Here is an 18,271-nt window from a genome sequence, read left to right on the forward strand (position 1 = left end):
GTTCCTTGCTCGCCGCCCTGCCCGCGTCACGCCGGCAGCTTGAAGTCGGCGACCGAACGACGCAGATCGGCCGCCAGCTGCGCGAGGTGGCCGATCGATTCGGCGGTCTGCCCGGCACCCTGCGAGGTCTGGCCGGTGATCTGCCGGATCACGCCCATGGTGCGGGTGATGTCCGAGGCCGCGGCCGACTGCTGCTGGGCGGCGATGGAGATGTTCTTGATGAGGGTGTTCAGCGCATTCGACACGCGCTCGATTTCGGTCAGCGCGGTGCCGGCGTCCTCGGCCAGGCGCGCACCGGACACCACTTCGGCGGTGGTCTGCTCCATCGAGGTGACCGCCTCGTTGGTATCGGCCTGAATCGCCTGCACCAGGTTCTCGATGCGTCGGGTCGCGCCGGAGGTGCGTTCTGCCAGGCGCTGCACTTCGTCGGCCACCACCGCGAAACCGCGGCCGGCCTCACCGGCCGAGGCCGCCTGCACGGCGGCGTTCAGCGCCAGGATGTTGGTCTGCTCGGAAATGTCGTTGATCAGTTCCACGATCGAACCGATTTCCTGCGACGACTCGCCCAGGCGCTTGATGCGCTTGGACGTTTCCTGGATCTGGTCGCGGATCTGGTCCATGCCCTGGATGGTCTCGCGCACCACGCCGGCACCTTCGGCGGCGATCACCACCGAGCGCTGTGCCACGTCGGCCGACTCGGCCGAGTTGCGCGACACCTGCTCGATGCTGGCCGCGATCTCGCCGATGCGGTCCGAGGCCGAGGTGATCTGGTTGGCCTGGTGGCCCGCCGCTTCGGCCAGCTGCATGGCGGTGGCCTGGGTTTCCTGGGTGGACAGCGCGACCTTGGCCGAAGTGTCGTTGATGGTGGTCACCAGGTGGCGCAGCTCGTCGACGGCGTAGTTGATCGCGTCGGCGATCGCGCCGGTCATGTCCTCGGTCACCGAGGCCTTCACCGTCAGGTCGCCCTCACCGAGCGAGGAGATTTCGTCCAGCAGCCGCATGATCGCCTGCTGGTTGCGGCTGTTGAACTCCACCTGGGTCTGGTAGCGCAGTTCCTGCTCGCGCGAGCGGCTGCGCACGTTGGTGGAGACGAAGCCGATGATCGCGATCAGCGACAGTGCACCGGAGACCACGCCGATCCAGAAGTTCGGGAACAGGCGGGTATCGGACACCGAGCCGAACGAGGAGAACGCTTCGAACAGCTTGCGGCTGTCGTCCAGCATGTGCGCCGAGCCCTGGCCCAGCGCGGTCGCCGCCGACTGTGCGGCGAACAGCTGGCGCGAACTGGCCAGGATCGCGTCGGCGTCCTGCTTCATCGCCTCCCACTTCTGCTGCGACTGTTCCAGCGCAGCGATGGCGGCGGCACCGCGCACGGCGGTGATGCCCAGTTCCTCGTTGCCGTTGCGCAGGCCGTCGAGCACCTGCGAGAACACCGTGATGTCACGCGCCAGCGCGTCGCCGGCCGTGGCCGCACCGCTGCCACCGGCACGCATTTCGGTCACGCGGCGGGCCATCGAGCCGGCCACCACCACCTGCTGCAGCGCGCTGTATACCTGCGCGGAAGGCGCGCCGGAGGCGGACATCGCCCGCACCAGCTCGTTCAGCTGGGCCTGCAGGCCCGGCACCGCGCCGGTGAAGTTGTTGGCGTTGCCCGCCAGGGCCAGCACGGCCGGCTCGCTGGCGACCAGCTGCCCGGCCTGCTTGCCGAGCGGCGCCCAGGTTTCACCCAGGGTGGAGATCGCGCCGGACACGCCCGGTTCCTTGCCGTAACGCCCCTGCAGGGTCGACACGTTCTGTTCGATCGCGTTGCGGGTCGCCTTGAAGGCGGTGAACGCCTGCGCGTTGCCGCCGACCGCATCACGGCCCTGGTTGGCCAGCTGCTGCGACAGCACCTGCAGGTCGGCGGCCTTGGAACCGGCATCTGCCAGGCGGCTGCCCTGCCAGGTGGCGACGCCGGTGTTGACGCCGAACAGGATCATCGATGCCAGCAGCAGGAACAACCAGAGGTTGCTGCCGCCCAGCCGCAGCTTGCCGGTCTTGGGGGCGTCCGAAGCAGTACTCATCGTTCAACCTCGATCTTCAATGCAGGGGGCGATACCCGGCCTCAGGCCGCGGCTTGCCGGAATTCAGGGGTGCGCGACAGCAGCGAGAGCGAGAACACGCCCCAGTCGTGGCCGTCGGCATGGAAGGCGCGATCGACGAAGTGGCCATAGCGCCCTTCGGCCAGGGTGCCGGCCGCGATCTGCTGGTCCAGTTCGAAGCTGCGCTGGCCGAACAGTTCATCAATGGTCAGCGCGACGTCGCCGCCGGCCTGGCGCATGATCAGCACGCGCTGGCCTTCCTGCTGCACGGTACGCGTGCCCTCCAGGAAGTACTTCAGGTCGACCACCGGGAACAGGTTGCCACGCAGGTTGCCCACGCCCAGCAGCCACGGCTGCGCGCACGGCACCGGGGTCACCGGCGGCATCGGCACGATTTCCACCACTTCGCGGAAATCGGACACCAGCCGGCGCTGGCCGACGCGGAAACCGACGCCACGCCAGAGGTCCTGGGCGAACTGCCGCTCGGGCAGCTGCACCGCATGGGCCAGGCTGCGCCGTTCATAGGCTTCGAGGATGTCGAAGGGCGAGCGCATCAGGCCACCAGTTCGTTGATCCGCGCGATCAGTTCATCCTCGCGCGGCGGCTTGACGATGTAATCGGCCGCGCCCTGGCGCAGGCCCCATGCCTTGTCGGTTTCCATCGCCTTGGTGCTGACGATGATCACCGGGATGTGCTTGATCGCCGCGTCACGGGCCATCGCACGGGTGGCCTGGAAGCCACTCATGCCGGGCAGCACCACGTCCATCAGCACCAGCTGCGGCACCTGGTCGCGGACCAGCTGCAGTCCATCCTCGGCGTTGTCCGCTTCCAGCACTTCGTGGCCGGCACGGCGCAGCCACTGGGTGAACACCGCGCGGTCGGTGGGTGAATCCTCGATCAGAACGATACGAGCCATTGTGCCTTTCCCCCCTGGTCAGGCGTTGACGTATGTGCGGATGGCACCCAGCAGTTCTTCACGCGTGAAAGGCTTCGTCAGGTATTGCTCCGAGCCGACGATGCGTCCCCGCGCCTTGTCGAACAGCCCATCCTTGGAGGACAGCATGATGACCGGGGTCGCCTTGAACAGCTGGTTGCCCTTGATCAGCGCGCAGGTCTGGTACCCGTCCAGGCGCGGCATCATGATGTCGACGAAGATGATCTGCGGTTGCTGGTCTGCGATCTTGGCAAGCGCTTCAAAGCCATCGGTGGCGGTGACCACCTCGCAGCCTTCGCGCTTGAGCAGCGTTTCCGCAGTCCTGCGGATGGTCTTCGAATCATCGATGACCATCACCCGGAGTCCTGCGAGTTCCCCGCCCGCAGTCGTGTTTTCAGTCATTGCCTATCCCCAAGCGCACGGCCCGATCTCTGGCGGGGGCCGCTACGAAAGCGTATCTATATCGCACTTCCCGCGCCCGCTTCAAGGCCGGCCCGTGGCACGGGGCACGGTGGCCGGCTGAACGTGACCGGTTTCGCAATGCGTGCGCGGGCGCCGGGCGGACGCTGCGTTGCAGTACGCCGGGGAGGCGCGCGGGCGGCGTTGCCGCTACCATCAACGTCTTGCCTGACAGGTGCGCCCATGCCGTTGAACGTCATCGTGGTGATGGACCCCATCGCCCACATCAAGATCGCCAAGGACACCACCTTCGCCATGCTGCTGGAAGCCCAGCGCCGTGGCCATGCCCTGCATTACGTGCGCCCGGGCGGGTTGGCTCTGGAGGGCGGCGTGGCGGTCGCCCAGACCGCGCCGCTGCAGGTCCGCGACGACCCCGCCGGCTGGTATGAGCTGGGCGCATTCAGCCGCACCGAGTTCGGCCCCGGCCAGATCGTGCTGATGCGCAAGGACCCGCCGGTCGACGCCGAATACCTCTACGACACCCAGGTGCTGGACGTGGCTGCCGCCGCCGGTGCCTGCGTGGTCAACAACCCGCAGGGCCTGCGCGACTACAACGAGAAGCTGGCGGCGCTGCTGTTCCCGCAGTGCTGCCCGCCCACCCTGGTCAGCCGCGATGCCAAGGCGCTGAAGGCGTTCGCGCTGGAACATGGGCAGGCCGTGCTGAAGCCGCTGGACGGCATGGGCGGCCGCTCGATCTTCCGCAGTGGCCAGGGCGATCCGAACCTGAACGTGATCCTGGAAACCCTGACCGACGGCGGCCGCAAGCTGGCGCTGGCGCAGAAGTTCATTCCGGACATCAGCGCCGGCGACAAGCGCATCCTGCTGGTCGATGGCGAGCCGGTCGACTACTGCCTGGCGCGCATTCCACAGGGCGACGAGTTCCGCGGCAACCTGGCCGCCGGCGGTCGCGGCGAAGGCCGTCCGCTGAGCGAACGCGACCGCTGGATCGCCGCCCAGGTCGGCCCGGAAATGAAGCGGCGCGGCATGCGCTTCGTCGGCCTGGACGTGATCGGTGACTACCTGACCGAGGTCAACGTGACCAGCCCGACCTGCGTCCGCGAGCTGGACGCCCAGTATGGGCTGAACATCGCCGGCACCCTGTTCGACGCCCTCGAGGCCGGCCTGCGCTGATGCCCCCCGCACCTGCCGTCCTGCCCCCGCCGCCGCGCGAAGCGCAACGGCTGGGGGCGACCATCGCGCTGTCGGTCCTGGTCCACGCCCTGCTCATCCTTGGCGTGGGCTTTGCCGTGAAGGGCGATGCGCCGCTGGTGCCGACGCTGGAGGTGATCTTCAGCCAGACCCGCACCGCACTGACGCCCAAGCAGGCCGATTTCCTTGCCGCGGCCAACCAGGAAGGCGGCGGCGAGCACGACCGGGCGCAACGCCCGCGCGACAACCAGGCCGGCATCGTGCCGCAGGCGCAGTCCGGACTCAGCCCGGTTCCGCAGCAGCGGCAATCGGCCGCGCCGGCACCGCCGCCGCAGGCGCGGGTGGTCAGCAGCCGCAACGGACAGGAGGTGGTGGCGCAGGCGCAGTCGCGGCCGCTGCCGGAACAGCCCGAACCGGATGCACCGCTGAGCGCGCGCGAGCAGCGCGACGTGGAGATGGCGCGACTGGCCGCCGAAGTGCACCTGCGCTCGGCGCAGTACGCCAAGCGCCCGAACCGCAAGTTCGTCTCCGCCAGCACGCGTGAATATGCGTATGCCAATTACCTGCGGGCCTGGGTCGACCGCGCCGAGCAGGTCGGCAACCTGAACTACCCGGACGAAGCCCGGCAGCGCCGGCTCGGCGGCCAGGTGGTGATCAGCGTGGGCGTGCGCCGCGATGGCAGCGTGGAGAGCAGCCGGATCCTGCGCTCGAGCGGGACGCCCTTGCTGGATGAGGCGGCGCTGCGGGTGGTGCAGCTGGCGCAGCCGTTCCCGCCACTGCCGAAGACCGAGGATGCGATCGATATCCTGCAGGTCACGCGCACCTGGGTGTTCCTGCCGGGCGGCTCGCTGCACGACGACCGCTAGGGGGTGTTGCCCGGGCCTGCGGCCCGGAACCCGCTGGAGGCAACGGCCACAGCCGGAGCAACAGCAACCGCGGGCTTCCTGAGGGATGGCGGGACACTGTGGGTTTGCGGGGCCGCCATGAACCCACCTCGCCCGGCCAAGCGCGGCTTCTGCTCTTGCCTTCAGCGACCAACCCCGCCGAGAGGCTCAGCCGTTGGCCTTCGCCTTCGCCTCGCGCGCGGCCTGCTGCTCGACCAGGGTCAGTGCCACGTTGTCGCGCAGGTAGGCCGGCTCGACCTTCTCCGGGGCGATCGCCTCGCCTCGCGCGAACGCCGGCACCGCCAGCGCCAGCACGTCCGACGCCCGCGGCAGCGCCGCGCCATCGAAGCCACGCAGGCCGGCGCCCAGCTGCGAAACCAAAGCACCTTCCGCCGCAGCGAAACCGGTGCCGACACCATAGGCCTGCAGGCCATCCGGCAGCGCCACCGCCGCCGGCGCACACACGCGCTCGGCATCGCGTGCGACCGGCAGGCCATCCACGCGCTCGAAGCGTGCGACGTACAGTTCACCCATGCGGGCATCGATCGCCGAGAGGATCTGCGTTTCGTCCGCCGGCGCGCGCAGCGCCAGCACCTGCAGCGTCGACACCGGCAGCAGCGGGCGGTCCAGCGCCAACGCGATGCCCTGGGCAATGGCAATCGCCAGGCGTACGCCGGTGAACGCACCGGGGCCACGACTGAGTGCGATGCCGTCGAGCTGACGGCGGCCGATGCCGGCCTCGGCCAGCAGCGCCTCGGCCCACGGCAGGCTCAGCTCGGCATGCCGGCGCGGGGCGATCTCGAAACGTTCCAGGACCTGCCCATCGACATGCAGGGCAACGGAACAGGCTTCGGTGGCGGTTTCAAAGGCAAGCAGTTTCATCGGATCAGGTCAGAACAGGGGGAACGTGGCGCCGGGTGCCGGTTGCGGACCCGGCGCAGCGGTGGCCGCAACGGCATCATCGGCCACGGGAGCCCATTGTGGCGTAAAGAAGGCCTGCACATCGGCCAGCTGGCGGGTACGCCGGAAGGGCGGCAGCGAATCGAGGAAGACCCGGCCGTAGCCGCGGTTGAGCAGGCGCGGGTCGCACAGCACCAGCACGCCGCGATCGCTCTCGCTGCGGATCAGCCGGCCAACGCCCTGCTTCAGGGCGATCACCGCCTGCGGCAACTGCTCGTCGCGGAACGGGTTGCCGCCCTGGCCCCGGATCGCCTCCAGCCGCGCCTCGTAGACCGGGTCGTCAGGGGCCGCGAACGGCAGCTTGTCGATCACCACCACGCTCAGCGCTTCGCCGACCACGTCCACGCCTTCGCGGAAACTGGCCGAGCCGAGCAGCACACCATTGCCGGAGTCGCGGAATCGCTGCAGCAGCGTCGCGCGCGGGGCCTCGCCCTGCACGAACAACGGCCATGGCCCGTCGCGCAATGCCTCGGCCGCCTCGCGCAGGGCGCGGTGCGAGGCAAACAGCAGGAACGCCCTGCCCTGCGACGCCTGCAGGACCGGCCGCAGGACCTGGATCAGCGCGGTTCCAAAACCGCGCGCGGCCGGATCGGGCAGGCCCTCGGGCAGATAACACAGCGCCTGCTCCGGCCAGTTGAAGGGGCTCGGCTGGACCAGCGTGTGGGGATCGTCCAGGCCCAGGCGCGTGGCAATGTGGTCAAAGCCACCCCCGACGGTCAACGTGGCCGAGGTGAACACCCAGGCTGCACGACTGCGCTCGCGGTGCTCGCGCAACGGCCCGGACACATCCATCGGGGTGCGCTGGCAGCGGAAACCGCGCGGGGTGAGCTCGTACCACAGCACATCGGCAGCGGCGCTGACCTGCGCCGGGTCGCTGTCGAAATCCAGGGCCGGCTCATCATCGCCCAGCCAGCGGCCAAGCCGCGAGACCGCTTCGCGCGCCCGCGCATGGCAGGCGTCCAGGCCAGCCGCCGCTTCGCGCAAGGGCTGCAGCGCCTGCTCCAGCGTCATCAGGCCGGCCATCACCGTATCGAAGCCGTCACGCACCTGGGGCATCGCCAGCGCACGCCAGTGCGTGCCGCGCGACGGCAGCCCGTCCATTGCCAAGCGCAACGCCAGCAAGGCCTGCTGCAGCTGATCGACCGGTTCCTGCAGGGCCGATTGCGCGCCCCCCACGCCGCGCGCTTCAGCCAGGCAGTCGCGGCCCAGCTCCTGCCACGGGCGCATGCCGAAGCCCTCGCCGAAGAACTGCGCGGCCAGCTCAGGCAACTGGTGCGCCTCGTCGATGACGAAGGCCTGCGCGCCTGGCAGCAGCTCGCCGAACCCGTCCTGCTTCAGTGCCAGGTCGGCCAACAGCAGGTGATGGTTGACCACCACCACGTCTGCGGCCTGCGCGCGTTGCCGCGCACGCACCACGAAGCAGTCATCCCAGAACGGGCAGTCGGTGCCCAGGCAGTTGTCGACGGTGGAGGTGACCATCGGCAGCAACGGAGAGTCATCGGCCAGCCCCTCCAGCTCGGCGATGTCACCGAACTCCGAGCGCCCGGACCAGGCCAGGATGCGCTGGAACTGCGCCGCCTGTTCGGGGCTGGAGAACCGGGGCTCGCCGCGCGCCTGCTGCAGGCGGTAGCGGCACAGGTAATTCGCGCGTCCCTTCAGCAATGCGCTGCGCAGGCCAACACCCAGTGCCTGGCGCACGCGCGGCAGATCGCGGTGGTAGAGCTGGTCCTGCAGCGCGCGGGTGCCGGTGGAGATGATGGTCCGCAGCCCGGACAGCAGCACCGGCACCAGATAGGCGAAGGTCTTGCCGGTTCCCGTGCCGGCCTCGGCCAGCAGCAGATCGCGCTGCTGCAGCGAATCGGCGATGGCTTCGGTCAGGCGCAGTTGGGCCGGGCGCGGCACGAACGCGTCCAGGTGCGAGGCGAGCGCGCCGCCGTCGCTGAGGGCTTCGCGGCTGGCATGAACAAGGTCGGACATCAGGCAGGAAGGATACCCGGCCGGGCGCTGCCCGGCACCCGTTTCAAGCCAGAGCCACAGCAACGGCAACGGCGTTCTTGGCTCTGGGCTGTACTGGAGACTGGCGGGGGACTGCGGGTTTACGGCGTGTCCTGCACGCCCCACCCACCCGGCCCATCACCCGCATCCATCAGCGCGCGCGCGCCGCAGAGGGGGCAGCGCCCGATGGAGGGGAACACCTCAGTACCGCTTGATTCCCGGCACCGTGCAGCCTTCCAGCTGTGCGTGCGCCGACACCGCATTTTCCTTCTCGCCACGTGCCAGGCGCGACTGTTCGATCGTCGCCCAGTGCCGGCGGCACAGCGGCCCGGTCTTCGAGCCCAGATCGATCGCCTTGCGTGCGAACGTTTCCGCCTGCGCCCACTGGCCCTGCAGCAGGGCCAGCTCGGCACGCTCCTGCAGCACCGCCGGATCACCGGCCACGATCTCCAGCGCATGGTCAAGGCTGCTGGCGGCGCCAGCCAGATCCTGCGCCTGGCGCTGCGCCTGTGCGGTCAGCCGCAGGTCTTCCACCTGCGAATCACGCAACGGCTGTACCGACAGCTCCTTGTCGTCCGGACCGGCGGCGGCGTCCACCGCGGCCAGGCGCTGCGCCGGCGTAGTGGTATCGACCGGCTTGACCACCGGCGGTGCACTGCTCACGCAGGCGACCAGGGCCAGGCTGAGGCCGGTCAAGGCCAGGGGCTGCAGCAGGGATCGCATGTTCATCGGCATCATCGGCTTGGTGGAGGAGTGGCCGCGGCGGGGGCCGCAGCAGGTTCAGCAGGGGCTTCCGGCTTGCGGTCCAGGCCGAACCAGCTGCGCCAGCCACCGCCTTCGCCTTCGCTACCGCCCTGCCCGTCCGGCGCCGCCGCCGGCGCACACGGCGCATAGGCCGGCGCATAGCCCACCACGAACGGGAAGCGACGCGCCCCCGGGCAGCCGTCATCGGTGGTGTTGAGGCCGGTGGGCGCCACCGACTGCCAGTCCAGGCCCTTGTTGCTGACTCGCAGCGGCGCGCTCGGCAGGCGCTGGAAGATACCCGACCACACCCGCATCGCGCCGGTGGCGCCATACAGGCCGGCCTGCTCGTTCTGGTCGTTGCCGATCCAGATCACCGCCAGGTGATCGCCGGTGTAGCCGGCGTACCAGCTGTCGCGGCCATCGTTGGTGGTGCCGGTCTTGCCTGCCGGCTGCAGGCGGCCCAGGCCATCGGCGTTCAGGCGCTGCGCGGTGCCGCTGGCCACCACCTGCTGCAGGCCGACGCTGATCAGGTTGGCGGCGATCGAATCGCCCTCCTGCGCCGGTGCCGGGGTCTTGTCATAGCGCTTGAGCAGCTTGCCCTGCGGATCAAGCACGCCACGCACCGCGTGCAACGGCTGGATCTCGCCGCCGGACGCCAGGAACTGGTACAGCTGCGCCATCGCGTACGGGCTCTGGTCGGTCGAGCCGAGGATCACCGCCGGATTCGCTTCGGCCTTGATGCCGGCCAGGACGTGGATCAGCTGGGTCACGCGCTCCGGCCCGACCTGCATGCCCACGCGCACCGTGGCCTGGTTGTAGGAATGGGCCAACGCATCGATCAGGCGCACCGTGCCATGGCTGCGGTTGTCGGCGTTGCCCGGATTCCAGTTGCGGCCACGGCCAAGCTGCACGGTCACCGGTGAATCATCGACCCAGCTGGCCAGCGAGTAGCGATCCGGCTGTGCCAGTGCCAACAGGTACACGAACGGCTTCAGCAGCGAACCGACCGGACGCTGTGCCTCGATCGCGCGGTTGAAGCCCACTTCGGAGACTTCACGGCTGCCGATCACCGCCAGCACATCACCGTTGTGCACATCGGTCAGCACCATGCCGGCCTGCAGCTCGGGGCGACGCTTGCTCTCCAGCGACTTGATGGTGCGGGTCACCGCACCCTCGGCATACGCCTGCGCGGACGGCGACATGCCGGTCATCACGCTCAGGCCGGCGCCCTGCAGTGCCGATTCCGGATAGTCATGGCCGAGCTGGCGGCGGACCAGGTCGACGTAGGCCGGGAAACGATTGGCGGCCACCAGGCCCGGGGCCTTGGGCACGCCCAGCGGGGCCTTCAGCGCACGCTGGTACTCGGCGTCATCGATCAGCGTGGCCTCATGCAGCTTGCCAAGCACGAAGTTGCGGCGATCCAGCGCGCGTTCCGGGTTGCGCCGCGGGTCGTAGAAGGACGGGCCCTTGACCAGCCCGATCAGCAGCGCGATCTGCTCGGTTTCCAGCGACGACAGGTCGCGGCCGAACCAGAACTCGGCGCCGGACGACATGCCGTGGATGGCCTGGCTGCCACGCTGGCCCAGGTACACCTGGTTGAGGTACGCCTCGAAGATGGTGCGCTTGTCGTAGCGCGCCTCCATGATCAGCGCGTACAGCACTTCGTTGAACTTGCGGGTGACGGTCTGTTCCTTGCCGATGCCGAGCAGGCCGCTGCGGGCCAGCTGCTGGGTCAGCGTGGAGGCGCCCTGGCGGCTCTGGCCGCCGGAGCGGAGGGTCACCCACACCGCACGCGCGATGCCGGACAGATCGATGCCGTGGTGGCGGTTGAAGTCCTTGTCCTCGACCGCCTGCAGGCCGGTCACCAGCAGGTCCGGCGCCTCATCCATGCGGATCAGGCGGCGTTCTTCCTGCTTCTGCCCGTACAGCGTGGCGATGCGTGCGGGATCCAGCCGCGCGGCCTTCAGCGCCTTGCGGTTGTCGGCATCGCGCAGCGAAGCGACCGCACCGTCGGCCAGCGACAGCTCAAGCCGGCGCGCAGCCACCCGGCCATCGACATCGCTGTAGCCGCGGCTGGAGATGACGAAACGGCCGCCGTTCACCGCATAGGTTGCCGGCTCCTTGCCCTGCCCGTCATCACGGTAGGCGGACGCGGCCAGCTCGGTCTTCAGGGTCGCCGCGTCCATCGCCTTGCCGGGCGTGAGCACCAGCGGGCGGGCATACACACGGGTCGGGATCTGCCAGCGCAGCTCACCGAAGCGCTGGGTCACCTGCTGGTTCAGGTACAGCGTATAGGGAATCAGGAAACCCAATCCCAACGCGACCGCAGCCATGCTCCAGGTGATCAGGCGACGCCGCCACAGCGGGCTGTCGTCCTGCTGGTCGTCGTCGTCGAAATCGTCGATGTCGTCGGAATCGTAGCGTCGGGGCACTGGGGATGCAGGCAGGTAGGGTCTGGCGAGTCTAACGCAGGCGCCGTGGCGGCTGGCAGGCGATGGCCTGCGGTTTCACTGCAGTTCAAGCAGGGCGCGGCGCCCGCCGGCCTGCGGCGGCCCCGGCCAGCGCGGCCCGGATGCCCTTCCAGCCGGCCCCGGCCAGGCAGACATTGGCCAGCCGCGCGATCAACCGCGGGGCGTCATGGGCGATCCAGCGTGCCCGCACATCCACGCGGCGGTACAGCTGCAGCCGCGACCAGGCCATGCGCCAGGCCAGCGCCTGCAGCCCCTGGAAGCGCTCCGGCGCCACCACCACGCCGCGCTGGCGCAGCAGCGCATCGAGCGCCAGCAGGCGCCCGGCCGTGCGTTGCCGCGCCTGTGCGTCGAACAGGTCCAGATGGCGCAGGCGCTGCATGAAACTACGGCGGCTGGCCCCGATCTGGTTGTTGCCATGCTGGCGGTAGTCGATGGTCGGCTCGGCCAGCATGTCCAGGCCGCCGCGCAGCGATGCGTGTACCGCCAGCCATTCGTCGTGGCTCCAGCCCGGCGGCACCGGCAGCGATCCCTCCAGCAGGCTGCGACGCAGCGCGCAGGTGGCGCCGGTGATGAAGTTGCGCAGCAGGATCGCGTCGATCGCAAGGCCCGAGCGTTCCAGCTCCACCTCGGCCGGGTGCACCACCAGTACTTCCAGCAGGCGCGAGCCCATCGGTGCGCCCTGCGCATCCACCAGCCGCGCGTCGCTGTGCAGCAACAACAGCGCCGGATCGGCCTGGAAGCGCTGCACGTAGCTGCGCACACGCCCCGCATGCCAGACATCATCCTGGTCACACAGGAACAGGATATCGGCCTGGCAGCGCTGCAGCGCATCGGCGAAATTGCGCACATAGCCGAGATTGCGCGCGTGCTGGACGATCTCGACCCGGATGCCCTGCGCCTGCGCGCGTGGCACGAAGGCCTGCAGCAGCTGCAGGGTCTGGTCGCTGGAGCCGTCGTCGCCGATCACCACTTCGTGCACCGGCAGATCCTGCTCCAGGATGCTGTCCAGCTGCGCCTGCAGGTAGCGCGCACCGTTGTAGGTGCACAGCGCAACGCCAATGCGTTCGGCAGGGGCCGATCGGGATGGCGCGTCAGGCATCGAACGTACTCACGGATAACAAGGCCGGGGGATGGTAGCAGAGCCCCCGCGGACGGATGGATACCGGTCCTGACTAGCCGTTCCCGGGATGCGCGGCGATCCGCTGCAGGGCCTGCGCGGCACTCATCGGCTGCCATGTGCCCGCATCCGGCCGGAACGGCCGTGGGGCCACACCCAGCAGCGCCTGCAACGGCCCGTTGTCGGCGATCAGGTCCTGCTGCAGGCGCGACACCGGCCCACGCGCACGCGGCAGCACCGCAGCCAGTCCCCGCAGCGCACTGCCCGGCAACGGCAGCGCCAGGGTCGGTTGCGCCAGGCTGGCATGCACGCGGCGGAACATCGCGTGGTACGGCAGGCGTTCGCCGCCACCGATCTCCAGCACCTGCGCCGATGCCGCACCGGTGCTGATGCAGGCCACCACAGCACGGGCGATGTCGTCGGCATGCACCGGTTGGCGCAGGCCACCGGCCAGCGGGATCGGAAACAGGCGCAGGCGCAGTGCGCGCTGCACGATCGGCGTGATGCTGCGGTCGATGCCGGCGCCATAGATCAGCGTCGGCCGCAGGATCGTCCACTCCATGCCCAGGCGTTCGGCCTGCGCGATCAGCCCCGCTTCGCCCCGCTGCAGCATCGCCACCACGTCCTGCTCGTCGGCCTGCTCCGAATCCTGCTTGCTCAGCACGCTCATCGAGCTGGTGGCGATGACCCGCCGCGCCGGCGCCTCGGACTGCCGCGACAACCAGTGCATCAATCCTTCCAGCGGCCCGAAGCTGGCGATGGCCTGCCAGGCCGGCGACGGCACGCTGTCCAGGGCCTCCGCCAGATCACCACACAGCCATTGCACCCCGTCCTGCGCCGGTTGCGGCCGCCGGCTGACTGCCTGCACAGGTGCATGCGCCTGCACCAGGCGCGGCAGCAGGAACCGGCCGATCTGGCTGGTGGCTCCGGAAACAAGAACGGTCATCGGCACTCCATGCGGGTCAAACGGGGCTGGCTACTATAACGACCCCCTCCGCCGCTGGCGGACTCAGGGCGACGGCACGCCGATGTCGCGCAGGCGCTGCCGCAGTTGCTGGTAATCGCTGCTGGCGGCACCGATACCGAGTTCGCCCGCCTGCTGCAGGGCGCGTTCGGCGAAGGCGACATCGCCATTGCCGAGGCGTTCGCTGCCGATCGCCAGCCAGCGCTGTGCCAGGCGCTGGCGTGCCGCCGGCAGGCCATTGGCGGTGGGTGACAAGGTCTGCCAGGCCTGCAGGCAGGCACCCGCTGCCTGTACCCGGTTCTGCCTGAGGTTGTCGTCGAAGCATTGCCGGCTGGCCGGCAGCAGGCGGGCGGCAGCGGCTTTCACCCGCGCATCGCGAGGGGCCAGCGCCTGCGCTTCGCGCAGCGCATCGAACGCGCTGTGCCCTGGCGGGCTGATCCACTGCCCGGCGCGTTCGGCACGCTCGATCCGGCGCAGCAGGTCGCGCAGCTGCCGTTCGCGCTGCGCGTTGCCCAGCGCCGGCTGCTGCAGCGCCTTGCCGGCCTGTTGCGCGCGTTGCAGGCGCTGGGCCAGTTGCTGCCGCGCCGCCGGCGAGGCACCCAGCTGCTCCGCCAACCGCGCATCGCGCTGCGCGGCCTCGAACTTGAAGTCATCGGCCAGGGCCTGGCTGCGCGCCAGCACCGCCTGCAACACCTGCTCACGGCCACGCTGGGCATTGGCATCGTCCGGCGCCACCGCCAGCACGGCCAGGAAGCCTTCGGCGGCCTGTTCCAGCTGCTGCCGCTGCAGCGCGCGCCGCGCCCGCCGCAAACGTTCATCAACGGCCCGTGCGAGCGCTTCCTGGCTGGCCGGCAGATCGGCATGGCCCGCATCGAACTGGCGAGCGCGCTGCAGTATCGCGGCGGACTCGGCCAGCTCGCCTCGTTCCGCCAGCACGCGTGCGTGCTGCAGCAGGTCGCTCAGTGCATCCTCACGCCCTTCCAGGGCCGGCAGATTGTCCGGTTGCAATGCCAGGATGCGCTGGAACAACGGCAGCGCGCTGCTGTCGCCATCATCAAGCCGGGCCGCAGCAAAAGCGTTGCGGGCCTGTGCCAGCAGTGCACCGATGCCGGCGCCCGCGTTGCGCCGCGCCTGCAGCTGGCGCGCCACGGCATCCGCTTCGCCCTGTGGCACCTGCAGTTCACGGGCCAATGCCAGCGCCTGCGCACTGGCGTCCAGGTCGCCGTTCTGCAGCGTGTCGCGCGCCTGCTGCAGCGCCGCCGCTGCGGTGCGTGCCAGGCCGTCACGGGCCTGTGGACGGTCACCGTCCAAGGCCAGAACCGCCTGGTAGCGTTCGCGCGCACCGCTGCCGTCGGCCGCGCTCAGCCGACCCGCGGCAAGGGCACGGTCGCCTTCGGCCAGCAGCTGCTCGATCTGCGGCTCGTCCCAGAACCAGTCCGCCAGTGGCTTGCGCAACAGCACCAGCAGCACGAACACCGCCAGCGCCGCCACCAGCGCCCAGCGCCAGACGCGACGCGCATGCCGCGCCTGCACCCACCACCAGCGGCCTTCGCGACGGACGCGGTCCAGCGCAGGATGTTCAGCGCCATGCGGGCGATGCGGGGGCTCGCGTTCCATGCGTGCAAGGGTAGCCGGGGCAGCGTGAAGCTCAGCCGAGGCGACGCGCCTCGCTCACGCCCGGCAGCGCGTCCAGCTTGCCCAGCAGGTTCGACAGCTGGCCGTAATCGCTGACCTTCAGGCGCAGGCGCAGGTGGGCACGGCCACTGTTGCGCACGTTGTCACTATGGATATCGAGCACGTAGGCGTCTTCCTGGGCGATCAGGTTGGTGATGTCCTTCAGCAGCCAGCGGCGGTCGACCGCCTCGACCACCACGTCCACTTCGTAGCCCCCTCCGGCCTGGCCCCACTCCACCGGCAGGATGCGCTGCGGGCTGGCGGCCGCCAGCCGGGCCAGCGCCGCACAGTCTGCACGGTGCACGGTGACACCGCGGCTACGGGTCAGGTAGCCGACGATCGGTTCGCCCGCCACCGGCTGGCAGCAGCGCGCCAGCTGCACCAGCAGGTTGCCCACGCCCTGCACGGTGAACTTGGACTTGCCCAGGTTCTCGCGGCGCGCGGTCGGGCGCGGCAGGCTCGGCGCAGGCGCCGGCTGGCTGGCCGCACGCTCCGCTTCCAGCAGGGTGCGGCTGACCTGGTTCGGGCCGGTATCGCCCAGCGCGACCTGGATGTAGAGGTCGTCGATGCTGTCGGCATGGAATTTCTTCGCCGCCACCGACAGATCCGAGTGCTGCAGGCCCAAGCGCTTCAGCTCGCGCTCGAGCAGTTCGCGCCCGGCCTGCACGTTGCGCGCGCGGTCCAGCTTGTGGAACCAGCTGCGCACCTTCTCGCGGGAGCGGTTGCTGGCCAGGAAGCCGTTGGCCGGCATCAGCCAGTCGCGACGCGGGTCGGCCTCCTTGCCGGTCAGGATCTCGACCCGGTCACCGCTGCGCAGGCGGTAGGTCAGCGGCACGATGCGGCCATTGACCTTGGCGCCACGGCAGCGATGCCCGACCATGGTGTGCACCTGGTAGGCGAAATCCAGTGGCGTGGCGCCCTGCGGCAGGTCCAGCACCTCGTCCTTCGGGCTCAGTGCGTAGACCCGGTCCTCGGTCAGCTCGGCATCGAGCGCACCGGCCAGCTCGTTGCCCTGGCCGTCCTGCGCCTGCTCCAGCAGCTGGCGCATCCAGGTGATCTTGCGGTCGAAGGATTTTTCCGCGCCCTTGCCGCCTTCCTTGTACTTCCAGTGCGCGGCCACGCCCAGCTCGGCCTGCGAGTGCATCTCGTGGGTGCGGATCTGCACTTCGATGGTGCGCCCTTCCGGCCCCACCACGGCGGTATGCAGCGAGCGGTAGTCGTTGGCCTTGGGGCGGGCGATGTAATCGTCGAACTCGCTCGGCACCGGCGCCCACAGCGCGTGCACCACGCCGAGCGCGGCGTAGCAGGCCGCCACGTCATCGACCATCACCCGCACCGCGCGGATGTCGTACAACTGGTCGAACGCCAGCCGCTTCTTCTGCATCTTCCGCCAGATGCTGTAGATGTGCTTCGGGCGGCCACTGACCTCGGCCCTGATGCCCTGCGCAACCAGCTCGCGCGACAGCACCTTCTTCACGTTCTCGACGTAGCGCTCGCGGGCGATGCGGGTCTCGTCCACCTCGCGGGCAATGCGCCGGTAGGTTTCCGGTTCCAGGTGGCGGAAGGCCAGATCCTCCAGCTCCCACTTCAGCTGCCAGATGCCCAACCGGTTGGCCAGCGGCGCATGGATGTCGCGGGTCAACTGGGCCAGCGCGCGGCGCTGCTCGTCATCCAGCTTGTCGGCCGCGCGCATCCGCGCCAGCTGCCGGGCCAGCAGGATCGGCACCACGCGCAGGTCACGGATGATCGCCAGCAGCAGGCGGCGCAGGCCTTCGCTGTTGCGCCCCGCCTCACGCCCGGCATGCAGGGCCCAAACCGGATCGGCCGCATCCTGGCCGTCGAGCAGGCCCACCACCGCCGCCTTGTGGTTGCCGAGCGGCAACTGCTCCAGGCTGGCGCGCAGGCCCGGCAGGTCGAACAGCAGCGCCGCGACCACCGCGCCCTCGTCGGCCGAGAGCATTGCCAGTGCATCCAGGGTGTCGCCCAGCACCGACCAGCTGGCGCGCATCTGCTGGTCGCATCCGGGGACTTCCCAGTGCTCGCGCAGGGCCTGGCGCAGCGGAGCAGGCAGCACCGCTGCCGAGGGACGGTTCAACAAGGCATCCAGGCCGGGGACGGAAGCGCGGTTCACAGCATCGAGCAGGCAAGACAGAGGGCCCTACACTAGCGCCGGCGCCGTTCAGGGACAATCACCCGCGCCGCCATCGCCGGGCATCAAGACATGCCGCTACACTCGCGGGCAAACCCAGGAGAGTTCCGCCATGCCCTCGATCGTTCCGCGTTTCCGCCCACGGCTGCTGGCCTGCGCCGCGCTGCTGCTGTCCCTTTCGGCGCCTGCGCTGGCCCAGCGCGTGGTTGACGGCGACCTGCAGCAGCAGATGTCGCCGGCCGAGTTCAAGGCCGCCGGGCTGGACAAGCTCAGCGCGCAGGAACTGGCCACGCTCAACCGCTGGCTGCAGGGCAAGGTCGAAGCGGCCACCACCCAGGCCGTGGCAGCGGTGCGCGAAGAAGCCCGCGAGCAGGGTCGCCAGGAAGTGATCGTGAAGAACCGCGGCTTCTTCGACTTCGGCAGCAGCGAGCCGATCACCGGCACGCTGCAGGGCGAATTCCGCGGCTTCGGCAAGGGCCGCGTCTACGTGCTCGACAATGGCCAGGAATGGGAACAGACCGACACCACCAGCGTGGTCGGCGTGCGCAAGCAGTCGCCCAAGGTCAGCATCAAGCCGGGCGTGATGGGCGTGTGGTACATGAAGGTGGAAGGCGTGAACAGCCAGCCGAAGGTGCGCCGCTCCAAATAAGGTCGCGGCCTTCCTGTAGAGCCGAGCATGGGCTCGGCTCT

General features: G+C 69.6%; 15 protein-coding genes. 3 read left to right on the forward strand and 12 right to left on the reverse strand.

The annotated features are described in order from the left end of the window. Positions 1 to 26: 26 nt before the first annotated feature. Genes Q0P60_RS06245 through pilG form a run of 4 tightly spaced genes read right to left on the reverse strand, consistent with a single transcriptional unit; the run spans position 27 to position 3,417 of the window. Positions 27 to 2,063 (reverse strand): methyl-accepting chemotaxis protein, encoded by a 2,037-nt coding sequence (locus tag Q0P60_RS06245; RefSeq protein WP_294989806.1) that lies wholly within the window; start codon positions 2,061 to 2,063, stop codon positions 27 to 29. Positions 2,064 to 2,104: 41 nt separating this feature from the next. Further along, positions 2,105 to 2,635 (reverse strand): chemotaxis protein CheW, encoded by a 531-nt coding sequence (locus Q0P60_RS06250; protein ID WP_294989809.1) that lies wholly within the window; start codon positions 2,633 to 2,635, stop codon positions 2,105 to 2,107. After that, complete coding sequence (locus Q0P60_RS06255; RefSeq protein WP_005410717.1) at positions 2,635 to 2,997, reverse strand: response regulator; 363 nt, start codon at positions 2,995 to 2,997, stop codon at positions 2,635 to 2,637. The genes Q0P60_RS06250 and Q0P60_RS06255 overlap by 1 nt, the downstream gene beginning before the upstream one ends. Before the next feature lie 18 nt (positions 2,998 to 3,015). Continuing rightward, a complete protein-coding gene (pilG, locus tag Q0P60_RS06260) occupies positions 3,016 to 3,417 on the reverse strand; it encodes a twitching motility response regulator PilG (RefSeq protein WP_005418455.1) in 402 nt (133 codons plus the stop codon). A gap of 240 nt (positions 3,418 to 3,657) precedes the next feature. Here pilG and gshB point away from each other — a divergent pair, with 240 nt between their 5' ends. Together gshB and Q0P60_RS06270 are read left to right on the forward strand one after the other, a co-directional pair. After that, positions 3,658 to 4,605 carry a glutathione synthase gene (gshB, locus tag Q0P60_RS06265; protein WP_294989814.1) on the forward strand — a complete coding sequence of 316 codons (948 nt, stop codon included), beginning with the start codon at positions 3,658 to 3,660 and terminating at the stop codon, positions 4,603 to 4,605. After that, positions 4,605 to 5,489, forward strand: coding sequence for an energy transducer TonB (locus Q0P60_RS06270; protein WP_294989817.1), 885 nt, complete (start codon positions 4,605 to 4,607; stop codon positions 5,487 to 5,489). The genes gshB and Q0P60_RS06270 overlap by 1 nt, the downstream gene beginning before the upstream one ends. A gap of 186 nt (positions 5,490 to 5,675) precedes the next feature. On the opposite strand, the gene tsaB is transcribed toward Q0P60_RS06270, so the two are convergent. The 8 genes from tsaB to Q0P60_RS06310 all read right to left on the reverse strand — a co-directional run bounded on the left by tsaB (position 5,676) and on the right by Q0P60_RS06310 (position 17,563). Continuing rightward, positions 5,676 to 6,389, reverse strand: coding sequence for a tRNA (adenosine(37)-N6)-threonylcarbamoyltransferase complex dimerization subunit type 1 TsaB (gene tsaB / locus Q0P60_RS06275; RefSeq protein WP_294989820.1), 714 nt, complete (start codon positions 6,387 to 6,389; stop codon positions 5,676 to 5,678). A gap of 9 nt (positions 6,390 to 6,398) precedes the next feature. Next, a complete protein-coding gene (locus Q0P60_RS06280) occupies positions 6,399 to 8,444 on the reverse strand; it encodes an ATP-dependent DNA helicase (RefSeq protein WP_294989823.1) in 2,046 nt (681 codons plus the stop codon). 219 nt (positions 8,445 to 8,663) lie between these two features. Then, positions 8,664 to 9,185 (reverse strand): hypothetical protein, encoded by a 522-nt coding sequence (locus Q0P60_RS06285; RefSeq protein ID WP_294989936.1) that lies wholly within the window; start codon positions 9,183 to 9,185, stop codon positions 8,664 to 8,666. An 11-nt stretch (positions 9,186 to 9,196) separates the two neighbouring features. Beyond that, on the reverse strand, positions 9,197 to 11,638 hold the full coding sequence (mrcB, locus tag Q0P60_RS06290; RefSeq protein WP_294989826.1) for a penicillin-binding protein 1B: 2,442 nt from the start codon (positions 11,636 to 11,638) through the stop codon (positions 9,197 to 9,199). Positions 11,639 to 11,723: 85 nt separating this feature from the next. Next, positions 11,724 to 12,776: a glycosyltransferase family 2 protein gene (locus Q0P60_RS06295; RefSeq protein WP_294989829.1), complete on the reverse strand. Its 1,053-nt coding sequence runs from the start codon at positions 12,774 to 12,776 to the stop codon at positions 11,724 to 11,726. Positions 12,777 to 12,849: 73 nt separating this feature from the next. Further along, complete coding sequence (locus Q0P60_RS06300) at positions 12,850 to 13,740, reverse strand: NAD-dependent epimerase/dehydratase family protein (RefSeq protein ID WP_294989832.1); 891 nt, start codon at positions 13,738 to 13,740, stop codon at positions 12,850 to 12,852. A 63-nt stretch (positions 13,741 to 13,803) separates the two neighbouring features. Continuing rightward, positions 13,804 to 15,375 carry a hypothetical protein gene (locus Q0P60_RS06305; protein WP_294989835.1) on the reverse strand — a complete coding sequence of 524 codons (1,572 nt, stop codon included), beginning with the start codon at positions 15,373 to 15,375 and terminating at the stop codon, positions 13,804 to 13,806. Positions 15,376 to 15,406: 31 nt separating this feature from the next. Further along, entirely contained in the window at positions 15,407 to 17,563 is a 2,157-nt protein-coding gene (locus Q0P60_RS06310; RefSeq protein WP_294989838.1) for a bifunctional (p)ppGpp synthetase/guanosine-3',5'-bis(diphosphate) 3'-pyrophosphohydrolase, read from the reverse strand. 130 nt (positions 17,564 to 17,693) lie between these two features. Between Q0P60_RS06310 and Q0P60_RS06315 the strand changes: the two genes are divergently transcribed. Next, positions 17,694 to 18,230, forward strand: a complete 537-nt coding sequence (locus Q0P60_RS06315) for a hypothetical protein (RefSeq protein WP_294989841.1) — start codon at positions 17,694 to 17,696, stop codon at positions 18,228 to 18,230. Positions 18,231 to 18,271 lie beyond the last annotated feature (41 nt).

Origin of the sequence: uncultured Stenotrophomonas sp., from assembly GCF_945952405.1 — a bacterium.
Lineage (GTDB): Bacteria > Pseudomonadota > Gammaproteobacteria > Xanthomonadales > Xanthomonadaceae > Stenotrophomonas.